At 70.8% G+C, this 13,946-nt stretch carries 13 protein-coding genes; 5 read left to right on the top strand and 8 right to left on the bottom strand.

Annotated elements, in window-relative coordinates; all coding sequences use genetic code 11:
- Positions 1-7: 7 nt before the first annotated feature.
- Positions 8-658, top strand: coding sequence for a DsbA family protein (locus tag AB0L37_RS18735; protein WP_365506115.1), 651 nt, complete (start codon positions 8-10; stop codon positions 656-658).
- A gap of 2 nt (positions 659-660) precedes the next feature.
- On the opposite strand, the gene AB0L37_RS18730 is transcribed toward AB0L37_RS18735, so the two are convergent.
- The 4 genes from AB0L37_RS18730 to AB0L37_RS18715 all read right to left on the bottom strand — a co-directional run bounded on the left by AB0L37_RS18730 (position 661) and on the right by AB0L37_RS18715 (position 4,776).
- Positions 661-870, bottom strand: a complete 210-nt coding sequence (locus AB0L37_RS18730) for a hypothetical protein (RefSeq protein WP_365506112.1) — start codon at positions 868-870, stop codon at positions 661-663.
- 210 nt (positions 871-1,080) lie between these two features.
- Entirely contained in the window at positions 1,081-1,722 is a 642-nt protein-coding gene (locus AB0L37_RS18725) for a superoxide dismutase (protein WP_365506109.1), read from the bottom strand.
- Positions 1,723-1,864: 142 nt separating this feature from the next.
- Positions 1,865-3,271, bottom strand: a complete 1,407-nt coding sequence (locus AB0L37_RS18720; protein ID WP_365506106.1) for an amino acid permease — start codon at positions 3,269-3,271, stop codon at positions 1,865-1,867.
- A 131-nt stretch (positions 3,272-3,402) separates the two neighbouring features.
- Complete coding sequence (locus AB0L37_RS18715; RefSeq protein WP_365506103.1) at positions 3,403-4,776, bottom strand: amino acid permease; 1,374 nt, start codon at positions 4,774-4,776, stop codon at positions 3,403-3,405.
- 287 nt (positions 4,777-5,063) lie between these two features.
- On the opposite strand from AB0L37_RS18715, the gene AB0L37_RS18710 reads away from it, so the two are divergent.
- The gene (locus AB0L37_RS18710; RefSeq protein ID WP_365506100.1) at positions 5,064-5,666 is read left to right on the top strand and encodes a biotin transporter BioY; all 603 of its coding nucleotides are present in this window, start codon (positions 5,064-5,066) and stop codon (positions 5,664-5,666) included.
- A 28-nt stretch (positions 5,667-5,694) separates the two neighbouring features.
- On the opposite strand, the gene AB0L37_RS18705 is transcribed toward AB0L37_RS18710, so the two are convergent.
- Both AB0L37_RS18705 and AB0L37_RS18700 read right to left on the bottom strand, forming a co-directional pair.
- Positions 5,695-7,047, bottom strand: coding sequence for an FAD-binding protein (locus tag AB0L37_RS18705; RefSeq protein WP_365506097.1), 1,353 nt, complete (start codon positions 7,045-7,047; stop codon positions 5,695-5,697).
- Between the two features lie 36 nt (positions 7,048-7,083).
- Positions 7,084-7,842 (bottom strand): LPXTG cell wall anchor domain-containing protein, encoded by a 759-nt coding sequence (locus AB0L37_RS18700; protein WP_365506094.1) that lies wholly within the window; start codon positions 7,840-7,842, stop codon positions 7,084-7,086.
- Positions 7,843-8,065: 223 nt separating this feature from the next.
- Here AB0L37_RS18700 and AB0L37_RS18695 point away from each other — a divergent pair, with 223 nt between their 5' ends.
- A complete protein-coding gene (locus tag AB0L37_RS18695; protein ID WP_365506232.1) occupies positions 8,066-9,556 on the top strand; it encodes a serine/threonine-protein kinase in 1,491 nt (496 codons plus the stop codon).
- 107 nt (positions 9,557-9,663) lie between these two features.
- On the opposite strand, the gene AB0L37_RS18690 is transcribed toward AB0L37_RS18695, so the two are convergent.
- Complete coding sequence (locus AB0L37_RS18690; protein WP_365506091.1) at positions 9,664-11,085, bottom strand: amino acid permease; 1,422 nt, start codon at positions 11,083-11,085, stop codon at positions 9,664-9,666.
- A 181-nt stretch (positions 11,086-11,266) separates the two neighbouring features.
- Here AB0L37_RS18690 and AB0L37_RS18685 point away from each other — a divergent pair, with 181 nt between their 5' ends.
- Together AB0L37_RS18685 and AB0L37_RS18680 are read left to right on the top strand one after the other, a co-directional pair.
- Positions 11,267-11,755 (top strand): ribose-5-phosphate isomerase, encoded by a 489-nt coding sequence (locus AB0L37_RS18685; protein ID WP_365506088.1) that lies wholly within the window; start codon positions 11,267-11,269, stop codon positions 11,753-11,755.
- A 93-nt stretch (positions 11,756-11,848) separates the two neighbouring features.
- Positions 11,849-12,670: a DNA-formamidopyrimidine glycosylase family protein gene (locus tag AB0L37_RS18680; RefSeq protein WP_365506085.1), complete on the top strand. Its 822-nt coding sequence runs from the start codon at positions 11,849-11,851 to the stop codon at positions 12,668-12,670.
- On the opposite strand, the gene AB0L37_RS18675 is transcribed toward AB0L37_RS18680, so the two are convergent.
- A complete protein-coding gene (locus tag AB0L37_RS18675) occupies positions 12,667-13,896 on the bottom strand; it encodes a GNAT family N-acetyltransferase (RefSeq protein WP_365506082.1) in 1,230 nt (409 codons plus the stop codon). The genes AB0L37_RS18680 and AB0L37_RS18675 overlap by 4 nt on opposite strands.
- Positions 13,897-13,946: the final 50 nt, after the last annotated feature.

The following is a 13,946-nucleotide window of genomic DNA, read 5'->3' as shown; positions in this document are numbered from 1 at the left end:
GAGACCCATGTCCGCTACGGCCGAAGCGTCTGCGAAGACCCCCGTCGACTTCTGGTTCGACCCGCTGTGCCCCTGGGCCTGGATGACGTCGCGCTGGGTCCTTGAAGTCGAGAAGCTCCGCGACATCAAGGTCAGCTGGCACCTGATGAGCCTCGCGGTCCTGAACGAGCCGCGCCTCGACGAGCTGCCGGAGGAGTACCAGGAGATGATGCGCACCCAGGCCTGGGGCCCGGTCCGCGTCGTCATCGCCGCGCAGGAGGAGCACGGTGCGGAGGTCCTCGGCGACCTGTACACCGCGCTCGGCACCCGGATCCACAACCAGGGCCAGGGCCCGACCAAGGAGGCCGTCGCCGGCGCCCTGGAGGAGGTCGGCCTGCCCGCCTCCCTCCTCGACCACTGGGACGGCACCAAGTACGAGGCCGAACTCCGCGCCTCCCACAAGGAGGGCATCGACAAGGTCGGCCAGGACGTCGGCACCCCGGTCATCGCCGTCCCCGGCGCCGACGGCGAGCAGATCGCCTTCTTCGGCCCGGTCGTCACCCCCACCCCGAAGGGCGAGGACGCGGCCAAGCTCTGGGACGGCACCCTCCTGGTCGCGTCCGTCCCCGGCTTCTACGAGATCAAGCGCACGCGCACGCAGGGGCCGATCTTCGACTGACGTCAGTTGCGGAAGGCCTCGGGGAGGTCGCCGCCGTCCTGCGCGTTGGCGTAGTGCTGGTAGCGGACGCACCCCTTGCGGGTGCAGATCCAGTAGGCCTCGACGTTGCTGACGCCTTTGTCGGCCCGGATGGCTTCCTTCTCCGGCTCCCAGCGGACTCGGCGGAAGTCCTGCATGCCGCCACAGTTCTTGCAGTTCAAGTGCTTGTACACCGTGCCCTCCTCGCGGCCGAACACCCGGCGTCGTGAGGCTACGCCGCCCGCGCGTCGCGGGGCAGCCCGGAATGCGTCCCGCCGGGACGGATTCCGGGCCGCGGCACGGCGAAGGGCCCCGCGAGTCACGTCCTCGCGGGGCCCTTCGCTTCCTCCGCCCGCCGGCGTGAAGGCTGAGAAGACGATCACGAGGCGGGGCGTCTCAAGGGGTCACGGGGCGAGCAGCAGGGTGTTGCCCCGTTCCTTCGCGGCCGCGTAACGCCGCGCCACGTCCTGCCAGTTGACGACCTGCCACATCGCCTCGATGAAGTCGACCTTCTGGTTCTTGTACTGGAGGTAGAAGGCGTGCTCCCAGGCGTCGAAGACGAGGATCGGGGTCGAGCCCTGGCCGACGTTGCCCTGGTGGTCGTAGATCTGCTCGACGACGAGGCGCCCGCTGAGCGGCTCGTAGGCGAGGACGCCCCAGCCCGAACCCTGCGTCGTCGCCGCGGCCTTCGTCAGCTGCGCCTTGAACCCCGCGAACGAGCCGAACGACTCGGCCAGCGCGTCGGCCAGCTCGCCGACCCCGTCCGCCGCGAGCGGCTCGCCGCCGCCCTCGCCGCTCATGTTGTGCCAGTAGATGCTGTGCAGGATGTGGCCGGAGAGATGGAAGGCCAGGCTCTTCTCCAGCCCGTTGAGCGCACCCCACTGCTCCTTGTCGCGGGCCTCGGCCAGCTGCTCAAGGGTGTCGTTCGCGCCCTTCACGTACGCCGCGTGGTGCTTGTCGTGGTGCAGCTCGATGATCTGCGGGTTGATGACCGGCTCGAGCGCCGCGTAGTCGTACGGAAGTTCAGGAAGTGTGTAGATGGCCATGTCCGTCCGTGCCCTCCGACTGCTTATTGCAAGTTATTCGCAAGTGCAGGCTAGCAGCAAGAGTGCCGGGCACAACGCGAAGGACCCCCGGGCCAGTTGAACTGGCCCGGGGGTCCTTCGAGGAGTGAGGGGAGCGGGAGCGTCAGCTCCGCGCCTCCTGGCGGCGCTGGCTGGCGTACCCGGCGGCGGCGAGCGCGGCGACCAGGACCGCCGAGACGACCAGCTGGTCACGGCCGGAGTCGGTCGTGCCCATCGCCACGAAGACACCGATGATCGCGACGAAGGCGACCCACGTCAGGTACGGGAAGCCCCACATCTTCACGGTGAGCAGCTCGGGCGCCTCGCGGTTCAGGCGGCGGCGCATCTTCAGCTGGGTGAGGCAGATGAAGGACCAGACGACCAGGACGGCGCAGCCCGTGGTGTTCATCAGCCACGTGAAGACGGTGTCGGGCCAGTAGATCCCGGCCAGCACGGCGAGGAAGCCGAATACGCAGGAGCCGACGACGGCCGGCATCGGGACGCCCTTGATCACCTTGCCGAGGAAGCGGGGGCCCTGGCCGCGCTGGACGAGCGAGTAGGCCATGCGCGAGGAGCCGTAGATGTTGGCGTTCATCGCGGACAGCAGGGCGATGAGGACCACGACCTGCATGATCGTGCCGGCGCCCGGGACGCCCAGCTCGTCGAGGACGGTGACGTACGGGCCGTCGGAGACGACCTGCGGGTCGTTCCACGGGACCATCGTGACGATGACGGCCATCGAGCCGATGTAGAAGATCGCGATGCGCCACACGGCGGTGCGCACGGCACGCGCCACGTTCTTGCGCGGGTCGTCGGACTCGGCGGCCGCGATGGTCACCGTCTCCAGGCCGCCGTACGCGAACACCGCCGTCAGCAGACCGGCGATCAGGCCGGCGCTGCCGGTCGGCGTGAAGCCGCCGTCACCGGTGAGGTTCGAGGTGCCCGGCGCGTCGCCGAAGACGCCGCAGATGCCGAGCACGCCGAGGACCAGGAAGACCGAGATGGCCAGGACCTTGATGCCGGAGAAGACGAACTCGAACTCGCCGAAGTTCTTCACCGCGGCCAGGTTCGTGAGGCAGAAGAACGCCATGAAGATCGCGACCCAGCCGTAGGCCGGGATGAACCCGACCCAGCCGTGCATGATCGTGCCGGCCGCGGTGGCCTCGGCCGCGACTCCGCAGCAGAGCATCACCCAGTACATCCAGCCCGAGGTGACGCCGGCCCAGACGCCGATCTCCTTCTCGGCGTGCACCGAGAACGAGCCGGTGGCCGGACGGGCCGCGGACATCTCGCCGAGCATGCGCATGATGAGCATGACGACCGCGCCGGCGCCCGCGAAGAGCAGCACGATGGCCGGGCCCGAAGCGGCGATGCCCGCGCCCGACCCTACGAAGAGCCCGGCGCCGATGACGCCACCGAGGGCGATCATCGACAGGTGGCGGCGCTTGAGGCCGTGCGTCAACTGGGAGCCGGAATCGCCGTCGGCAGGCGTCTGGGCCTGCGACTTCTCCGGAGCGGTGGTGCTGGTCATGGGGGCACCCTGTTCAGTACGTGAGACGGTTACCGCCCCCGTCGGTTCACCTGGTGAGACGGGGGCGTTCCGGAAGTCTGCGGGCGACGTCCGTTCAGGAGAAGTGGGCGACCGCTATGCGGACACCCGGCTCACGCACGGTGACGGTCGCGCCACTCCCGTGCACCCGCAGTAAGGAGTACGGCTGCGGTAGCTCCTGTCGACCACAGCAGCTGCGGCCGCGCGGTGTCGTCCGTCAGCATCAGCCCGAACACCGCCGCCATCGCCGCGAGCGCCGCCCAGGTCAGCCACGGGAACGCCCACATCCTCAGCACGAGCCGCTCGGGCGCCTCGGCCTCGATACGGGGCCGCAGGCGCAGTTGCGACGCGGCGATCAGCGCCCACACGAACAGCAGCACCGCGCCGACCGAGTTGAGCATGTAGAGGAAGACCGAGTCGGGCCACTTCAGATTGAGCAGGACGGACACGAAGCCGAACGCCACCGACGCGAGCACCGCGCGGCGCGGCACCCCGCCCCCGCTGACCTTGAGCAGCGCCTTCGGCGCCTCGTCGCGCTCGGCCAGCGAGAAGATCATGCGGGACGAGCCGTAGAGGTTGGCGTTGAGCGCGGACAGCAGCGCCACGAACACCACGATGTTCATGATCTGGCCCGCCGACGGGACCCCGATCGAGTCCAGGACCGTCACGTACGGGCTGATGCCGGCGTGCTGCGCGGTCCAGGGCATGACGGTGACGATGACCAGCATCGACCCGACGTAGAAGAAGAGGATCCGGAAGACCGCGCTGCGCACCGCCCGCGCCACCGAGCGCACCGGGTCGGCGGACTCGGCCGCCGCGATGGTGACGACCTCCAGACCGCCGAACGCGAAGATCACCGCGAGGACGCCGGAGACGACGCCCTGCCAGCCGTGCGGCAGGAAGCCGCCGTCGCCGGTGAGGTGGGTGAGGCCGACCGGATCCGTGTCCGGGAGCAGGCCGAAGATCGCGAGCGTGCCGAGCACCAGGAACGCGATGATCGCGAAGACCTTCAAGGTCGCGAACCAGAACTCGAACTCGCCGAAGTTCTTCACGGCCGCCAGGTTCGTCACGGTGAACACCACCATGAACAGGAGCACCCACGCCCACTGCGGAATCCCCGGCACCCACCCGTTGGCGATCTGCGCGGCGCCCGTCGCCTCCACGGCGAGGACGACGACGAGCAGGAACCAGTAGAGCCAGCCGACGCTGAACCCGGCCCACCGCCCGAGCGCCCGCTCGGCGTGCACGGAGAACGAACCCGACGCGGGCATCGCCGCCGACATCTCGCCGAGCATCCGCATCACGCACATCGCGAGCGCGCCCGCGATCAGGTACGAGACGACGATCCCCGGCCCGGCGACCTCGATCCCGGCGCCCGAGCCGACGAAGAGCCCGGCCCCGATGACGCCGCCGAGCCCCAGCATGGTCAGGTGCCGCTGCTTCAGCCCGGCGGAGAGCGGTTCGTCGGGCGTGGGGCTGTCGTGCATGGGGGGCTTCAGCCGATCTCTGGCGCTGCGGGGTGTCGTGCAGGGTTTGGCAGGAACCTACAGTCTTCCGGCCCGGCACCCTCGTACGCAAAACGCGGCCGTCCACCCCTGGCCTCAGTGACGAGCATCACCCCGTGCGAGGTGTACAGCCGCCCCTTTGTGCGGAGCCCACCAAGACCGCGCCTCCGCCTTTGTCGATCGGCGACCGTGATCCGCTCAACTCCCCTGGGATAGCGTCACGGAGTCCCACCCTGCCCGTAGACACGTACACACATCGCGGAGTCCCCATGAGTACCGCCACCGCTGCTGTCGCCGCCCGTCCGGGCAAGGTCCTGGCCGACCTGCTGCCCGCCTCCCGCACGAAGTCCGCCGTAGTGGCGCGGAGCGCGGCGCTGGTCGTCGGTGGCGCCGCCCTCACCGGCCTCGCCGCGCAGATCGCCGTGCCGGTGCCGGGCTCGCCGGTGCCGGTCACCGGGCAGACCTTCGCCGCGCTCCTCGTCGGCACCGCGCTCGGCGCCCGCCGCGGCTTCCTCGCGCTCGCCGTGTACGCGCTCGCGGGCATGGCCGGCATGCCGTGGTTCGCCGAGGGCGGCTCGGGCTTCTCGATGCCCTCGTTCGGTTACGTCATCGGCCTGATGCTCGCCTCCGCGGCCGTCGGCGCGCTGGCCCGCCGCGGCGCCGACCGCTCGGTGTGGCGCACCGCGCTCACGTTCCTGCTCGGCGAGGCGATCGTCTACGCGGTCGGCGTCCCGTACCTCGCGCTGTCCACCGGCATGAGCGCGTCGGCCGCGATCGCCGCGGGCCTGACCCCGTTCCTGCTCGGCGACGCCCTGAAGGCGGCCCTGGCGATGGGCGCGCTGCCCACCGCCTGGAAGTTCGCCGACAAGTAAGCGCCTCAAGCAAGCGGCTTCAAGTCCCTTACTGCACGTTGTAGTTCCTCCGGAAGAGGTTCGCCGGGTCGTACGCGGCCTTCACATCGGCGAGCCTCTTTCGCGTCTCGGCGTCGTACAGACCTTCCGTACGGTCGCCGCCGCCGAAGGCGAAGTTGAGCGAGCGCCCCAGGGCGTGCTCCGCCACGGCGCCGAACGCCCTCGCGTGATGCGCCCGCGCCGCCTCCCGCGAAGTCCCGTCCAGCGGCGACAGGATCCGCACCAGCCAGCCCGCGTCCCGGTACGGCACCGCGTTCGGCGCGGGCCGCGACAGCGCGCCGCCGAGGTGGTTGAGCTGGACGACGTGCATGGCGTCGGCGGCGGGCCCGGACAGCGCGAACAGTTCGGCGGCGCCCGCGACGTCCAGCTCGTCGAGGAAGACGCTGTCCCCGTAGTAGGCGTGCGGGAAGTCCGGGTCGCTGTGGATGGTGTGGCTCTCGCCGTACGGCATCTCGCGCACGGTGTCGCTGACGGCGGGCCCGAGCGCGGCGCGCAGTGGGGCCACGAGCCGCTCGCCCTCCGCTGCGGAGCCGGTGAAGGCGATCCGCACCGAGACCAGGTAGGAGCCGCGCAGGTGCGGCGGGAGCTGCGGCAGGTCCGGGTGGACGAGCGCGGCGAGCGACGAGGTGAGGGTGTCGGGGAGCGTCGCCGTCCAGTGCGCGTAGGCGCGCAGGATGTCCGCCGGGTCGTTCACGCGTCCGTCGTAGGCGAGCGCGCCTCCGTAGAGCCGGGTCACCGGTACCAGGCCGACCTCCAGGCCGGTCACGACTCCGAGGTTCGCGCCGCCGCCGAGTAGGCCCCAAAAGAGGTCCGGATCGCTGTCGGCGGTGACATGGCGGTGGGCGGCGTCGGCGGTCACGACGTCCACGGCCCTCACGTGGTCGGCGGTGTACCCGAACTTCCGTGCCAGGATGCCGAGTCCGCCGCCCAGCGTGTAGCCGACGGCGCCCACGCCCGGCGCGGAGCCGTTCAGCGGGGCGAGGCCGTGCTCGGCGGCGGCCGCGGCGACGGCACCCCAGCGGGCGCCCGCGCCGACGCGTACCGTCCGGGCGGCCGGGTCCACGGTGACCGCGTCCATCCGCCGGGTGCTGACGAGGACGCCGCCCTCGGCCGCTCCCGGGAGCCCGTGGCCGGTGGCCTGGACGCCGATCGGGAGGTCGCCTTCGGCGGCGTACCGCACGGCGGCCACCACGTCGTCCGCGGTGACCGCCGCGAAGATCACCTCGGGCCGCTGGGCGAACCCCGTCTGGAATCCGGCGAGTTCGTCGTCGTAACCGGCGTCGCCCGGGCGGAAGGTGATCGGCGAGCTGTTCCTGTCCTGCGTGTCCTGCGTGGTCGTCATGGCACGTACTGTGCCCGCATAACCTGACAGGGAGCGTCAGCTTTGCGCGCCCTCTTCCCCGGCGCGGCGCCGGGTCCACCACAGGCCGGCGGCGCCGGCGGCGAGCAGCCCCGCGCCGGCGGCGCCGAGCGGCAGCACGTTCTCACGGGGACCGGTGGAGGGCAGCTCCCTCTTGTCGTTCCCTTTGTCCTTGTCGCCGGCCGGTGCCGCCGGCTTGTTCTCCGTGTCGAGCAGCAGCGGCGTCACCGGCGCGTTCGGCGAGGGGCTGGTCGTGCCGAACGGCACGGGGCCCTGCTGCCAGAAGGTCTTCTTCTGGTCCCCGCTCTGCACCGGCAGGCAGATCTTTCCGGTCTTCGAGAGATCGAATGTCGCAGCGACCTTGTACGACTTGAATTTCCCGGCCGCGAGATTGTCGATCGGGCAGTCGAATGCGCTGTTCGAGCCCTTCGGAAGTTTGTTCTCCGGAATCGCCGCGCACCCCGGCACGTCTTTGATCACGAGCCCGTCGAAGCCGGCCACGACGAGATGGATCTGCCCGCTGTCCTTCGTGCCCTCGTTGTTCACGGTGGCGACGAGGTTCCGCGTTTCCCGGGTCGAATTGTCGACGTTGATCTTCTTGGGCAGGCCCGTGGTCAGTTTGACGCCGGACGGCGCTTTGTCCATGGCCTTTCCGCCCTCGCCGCTGCCTGGTCCGGGGCCGCCGTCCGCCCCCGCCGTACCCGGCAGGAACAGCATTGCCGTAGCCGTCACCGCCAGCAGTGAACCGGCCGTTTTGACCTGTCGCCGTGCACTCATGTTCGTCCCCCTGGGATTTTCATGGTCTTTCGCGTTCCCCCAACCGCATCCGGGCAACTGCGCCCGAATTCGCGGTACTTGAAGAGGTACCACAAGATTTCTCCGCACTATGCTGGGACGGCGTGAAGTGTCACCTGTGTGTGGCGGGGGGATTCGGCGGTTTCGTTGGATACGGGGGTGCAGTGGATTGCCAGGGAATATGAGCGGAGGCGTCAGGGGATTGATGGTGGCGGACCGCTACCGCCTCGACGCGCATATCGGCCAGGGCGGAATGGGGCGCGTGTGGCGCGCGGTCGACGAGGTGCTCGACCGGCCCGTCGCCGTCAAGGAGATGCGCATCGACGGCCTCGACCCCGAGGACACCCGCACCCGCCGCGAGCGCACCCTGCGCGAGGCCCGCGCGACGGCCCGGATCGACCATCCCAACGTGGTGCGCGTGTACGACGTCGTGGACCAGGGCGAGCGCCTGTGGATCGTGATGGAGCTGGTCGACGGCCGCTCCCTGGAGCAGGTCCTCGTCGAGGACGGGCCGCTGAGCGTGGGCGAGGTCGCGGCGATCGGCATGTGCCTGGCCCAGGCGCTGCGCGAGGTGCACGCGGGCGGCGTCCTGCACCGCGACATCAAACCGGGCAACGTCCTGGTGGAGCGGAACGGGCGGCGCCGCGTCATGCTCACCGACTTCGGGATCGCCGCGATCCAGGACGCCGAGGCGCTCACCATCGTCGGGATGCTCGTCGGCTCGCCCGACTACATGGCCCCCGAGCGCGTCTCCGGCCACCCCCAGGGTCCGCCGTCCGACCTCTGGTCCCTCGGCGCGACGCTCTGCGCGGCGCTCGGCGGCCGCTCGCCCTTCTCCCGCGACACGACCCTCGCGACCCTCCACGCCGTCCTGTACGAGGAGCCCCAACTGCCGCCCGAGGCAGGCAGGTTGAGCCCGCTCCTGGCCCGCCTGCTGGCGAAGGACCCGCAGGCGCGCCCTGGCCTGGACGAGATCGCGCGCGAGCTGACACCGCTGCCCCCGGACCTGCCGCGCCCCCGTGCCGACACGCTGGACTTCACCCCGCGCCGCCGGACCCCGGAGCCCGCCCCGGCCCCGCCCCCGGCCCCGCGCCCTCGCCCGCGCCGCAGGCTCACGCTTCTCGCGGCCGGGGGAGTCCTCGTCGCGGGCGCCGCGGTCGCCCTGGCCCTCGCACTGCCCGGCGGCGGCTCCGAGGCGGGCGGCGACCCGACGCCCACGTCCCGGCCGCCGACGGTCGCGGGCACGTCCCGCGCGCCGTCGACGACCCTGCCCCCGGGCGCGCGGCAGGAGGTCGGCTTCGCGTGGGTGCCGCCGAGGGACTGGAAGCGCTCGGTCAGGACGGCGGCGGAGGTCCATTACACGTCGCCCGACGGCTCCCAGGAACTCGCCGCCCAGTCGGCGCTCGCCAAGGACGATCTCCTGGCGACCTGGCGGAAGTCCGAACACGACGCCCACCAGGGCCAGGCCTACGAGAAGATCCGCCTCGGCCGCACCACGTTCCGCGGCCGCCCGGCCGTGATCTGGGAGTACCTCTTCACCCTCGACGGCAGGCGCTGGCACGCGGAACAACTCGCGTTCGAGCAGGGCTCGCAGTCGTACCAGATCAGTACGTGGTACGAGGTGGGGCGGGGGGAGCCCCAGGCCCGCCGCACGTACGCGAACGTGAAGAAAACCTTCACGCCCTCGATTCCTTGAGCCCCGCCGGGCACGGATCAAGCCCCTCCGGGCACAGGTCAAGCCCCTCCGGCGATTGAGGAGCGGGGCCCGGGGCGGAGCCCCGAGACCTCAGCCCCGACACCGGGTCACTTCTGAACGCGCTGCACCCGATCCCGTACCAGCGAGAACCCGACCACGAACGCGGCCACCAGCAACGACAGCAACACCTGCTCCCGCCCGGCGTCATCCGTCAGCATGTACACCAGCACGAACGAGATCGCCGCGATCGTCGCCCACGTCAGATACGGGAACAGCCACATCTTCACGACGAGCTTCTCCGGCGTCTCGCGCAGGATGATCCCGCGCATCCTCAGCTGCGTGAAGCAGATGACGAGCCACACGAACAGTGCGACGGCTCCGGAGGAGTTCAGCAGGAAGTTGAAGACGGTGTCCGGCCACTGGTAGTTGAACCACACGGCCAGGAAGCCGAAGACGACGGACCCGAGGATCGCGGTCCGCGGCACACCGCGCGACGTGGTCTTCGCGAACGCCTTCGGCGCGTCACCGCGCTGCCCGAGCGAGAACGCCATGCGGGAGGCGGTGTACAGGCCCGAGTTGAGGCAGGACAGCACGGCGGTCAGCACGATGACGTCCATGACCTGGCCGGCGTGCGGGATGCCGATGGAGTTCAGGGCGGCGACGTAGGAGCCCTCGTCGACGATCGACTTGTCGTTCCACGGCAGCAGCGTGAGCACGACGAAGATCGAGCCCAGGTAGAAGATGCCGATACGCCAGATCACCGAGTTCGTGGCCTTGGTGACGGCCTTCTGCGGGTCCTCCGACTCCCCGGCGGCGAGCGTGACGATCTCGGAGCCCATGAAGGAGAAGACGACCATCAGCACACCGGTGAGGATCGCGCCGGGCCCCTTGGGGAAGAACCCGCCCGCGTCCGTCAGATGCGCGAGCCCGCTGCCCGGATTGTCCGAACCCGGCAGCACACCGAAGACGGCGAGCAGGCCGACGACCACGAACGCGCCGATGGCGACGACCTTGATCCCCGCGAACCAGAACTCGAACTCGCCGTACGAGCCGACGGCCGCGAGGTTCACGGCGGTGAGCACGACCATCACGATCAGCGCCCAGCCCCACTGCGGGACCCCGGGTATCCACCCGTTGAGGATCTTGGCTCCGGCCGTGGCCTCCACCGCGAGCACGACGACCCAGAAGAACCAGTAGAGCCAGCCGATGGAGAAGCCGGCCCAGCGGCCGAGGGCCTGGTCGGCGTAGGCGGAGAAGGAGCCGGAGGTCGGCCGGGCGGCGGCCATCTCACCCAGCATCCGCATCACGAAGACGACCATGGCGCCGACGAGTGCGTACGAGATGAGGATGGCGGGCCCTGCGGCCGCGATACCGGAACCGGAGCCCACGAAGAGGCCGGCGCCGATCACTCCACCGATGGCGATCATGGACAGGTGCCGGTTCTTCAGCCCTGCCTTGAGGCCGTCGCCGCCGTTCTCCGGAGGGGTGCCCGGTACGGCGTCCGTGGTGGGGGATGACTGCGTGGTCATGCACGGGTCCTTACGTCTGGTGTCAACGTGCGGTCGCATTGAAGGCACGCGGGCGGCGCAGGCGGAAGGCTTGAGTCCGGATTGTTGTCAACAGCACGTCAACCCCCTCACGGGCCCGCGCCCCCTCCGACGCCGCACCCGGACGCTGCTACCCGGCCCCCGGCGTGCCACACTCGGACCCATGCGCGTGTACCTCGGCTCGGATCATGCCGGCTACGAACTCAAGAACCACCTCGTCGAGTGGCTCAAGGCCCACGGCCACGAGCCCGTCGACTGCGGGCCCCACATCTACGACGCCCTGGACGACTACCCCCCGTTCTGCCTCCGCGCCGCGGAGAGGACGGCGGCGGACCCCGAGTCCCTCGGCATCGTGATCGGCGGCTCCGGCAACGGTGAGCAGATCGCCGCGAACAAGGTCAAGGGCGTCCGTGCCGCCCTCGCCTGGAGCGAGCAGACGGCCGCGCTCGGCCGCGAGCACAACGACGCGAACGTGATCTCCATCGGTGGCCGGATGCACACCCAGGAGGAGGCGACGAAGTTCGTCGAGATCTTCCTGTCGACGCCGTACTCCAACGAGGAGCGCCACCAGCGCCGCATCGACATGCTGTCGCGGTACGAGGAGACGGGCGAGCTCCCGGCGATCCCGCCCCACCACCCGCAGGACAAGTAAGCCCCTCCGGCGATTGAGGAGCGGGGCCCGGGGCAGAGCCCCGCGACCCGCGCCTCAATCGCCGTTGCCATGCCCGCCCCGAGAGGAAATGCCGTGCCCGAGGGCCACACCATCCACCGCCTGGCCCAGGATCACGCCGACCGGTTCGCGGGCCGCAAGACGACGGTCACCAGCCCCCAGGGCAAGTTCTCCGACGCGGCAGCGCTCCTCACCGGCCAGAAGCTGACCCGCACCGAGGCCCACGGCAAGCACCTCTTCCTCGGCTTCGGCGGAGCCGACACCTGGGTCCACATCCACCTCGGCCTCTTCGGCAAGTACACCCTCGGCGACACCCCCGCCCCGCCGCCCACCGACACCGTCCGCCTGCGCCTGGCCAACGCCGCGCACTACGCGGACCTGCGCGGCCCCACCACCTGCGCCCTGATCACGGACGCCGAGAAGCAGGCGATACACGACCGCCTCGGCCCCGACCCGCTGCGCGCCGCGGACACCCCCGAGAAGGCGTACGCCCGTATCTCCCGCAGCCGTACGACGATCGCGGCGCTGCTCATGGACCAGAAGGTCATCGCGGGCGTCGGCAACGTCTACCGCGCGGAGGTCCTCTTCCGGCACGGCATCGACCCGTACACCCCGGGCCGGTCGATCACGGAACCCCAATTCACCGCGATCTGGGACGACTTGGTGGCGCTCATGCGCGACGGCGTCCGGGCGAACCGCATCGACACGGTCCGCCCCGAGCACACCCCCGAGGCGATGAACCGCCCGCCCCGCGTGGACGACCACGGCGGCGAGGTCTACGTGTACCGCCGCGCGCCGCAGCCCTGTCACCTGTGCGGAACGCAGATCCGTACGGCGGAACTCGCGGCCCGCAATCTCTTCTGGTGCCCGACCTGCCAGCCGCCCCGCACCCGCTAGAACCCGTGCGGCAGCCAGGGCGCGACGACCGACCCGAACGCCACGGACGCCTCGGCGAGCGCCCCCTGCCGCAGCTCGCGCACCCGCCCGGCCCCGGCCAGCTCGGCCAGTGACACGTCGCCGAGATACGCCGCGCCCAACTCCCTTACGGACAGGGCGAGATCGGCCCGCTCCTCGGTCCGCTCGCAGGACGCGCCCTTGGCGTCCCCGGACAGCCGCCAACGCCCCTGGTTCCAGGGGCAGAAGGCGTCCTCCACCTCGAACACCACGTCCACGGGGGCGAGATACGTACGGGCTTCGAGCGCGGCGCCCACGTCCACGAGCCGTACGTGCAGGGAGTCGCGCACCCGCACCTCGCAGCGCCGGATGTCGGAGACCAGCGAGAGGACCGGGTCGTCGACCGGCCGGTTGCGGGCCTCCACGGTCTCCGTCAGGTCGATGTCGCACAGGAACCGCCACAGCGCCGCGTACGCCGCAGGGTCGAGCGCCGTGACGTCCCGCGCCTGGATCCGGCCGTGCGGCACGGAGTGCGCGGACTGCGGCTTGTTGTGGAAGCGGGCGAACCCGACCGTCTCCCCGGCCCGCTCGGCGACCACGCACAGCAGCGGCGACGCGCCGCCGCGGTTCTGCTCGTCGTCGAGCAGCGGCAGCCGCTCCCAGCCGGGCGTGCGGGCGATCATCCCGGGCCGGGTGCCGACCGTGCGCAGATACACGGCCTCGCACCGCCCGGCGGCCTCGGCGGCGTCCACGAACCGCAGCCGTACGTCGTCCGTGCCGGCCGGGGCGTGGATCCGTACGCGCGTCGAGTCGATGGTCAGTGCCGCCTGCCGGGTCGCGATGCCGTACCCGAACCGTCCGTAGATCGCGGGCTCGGACGCCGTCAGGACGGCGAGGGGCTCGCCCCCGGCCCGTAGGTCGTCGAGCTGGCGCCGCATCATCGAGGTCAGGATGCCGCGCCGCCGGTGCGTCGCCGCGACGGTGACCATCGTCACGCCCGCGGCGTCCACGAAGGCGCCGCCGGGGACCGAGACCCGGAACGAGAAGGCGCCCGCGGTGCCCACGCACTCGTCCCCGTCCCACACGCCGTACGAGCGGTCGAGCTCGGTCAGGTCGTCCCACAGCTGCCGCTCCTGCGGCGGCTCCGCGACCCCTCCGAAGGCCAACTCAAGCCTGGAGTACCAGTGTTCCCACTCGTCGCGGCGCAGCGTGCGCAGGTCGGTCGTCATATGCCATCCCTACCAGGGGACCCGGCGCGGGGCGAGACATTTTGATGCCC

This window comes from Streptomyces sp. NPDC052225 (assembly GCF_040679615.1).
Classification (GTDB): Bacteria; Actinomycetota; Actinomycetes; order Streptomycetales; family Streptomycetaceae; genus Streptomyces.
This window is presented reverse-complemented; position numbering and strand designations above follow the sequence as displayed.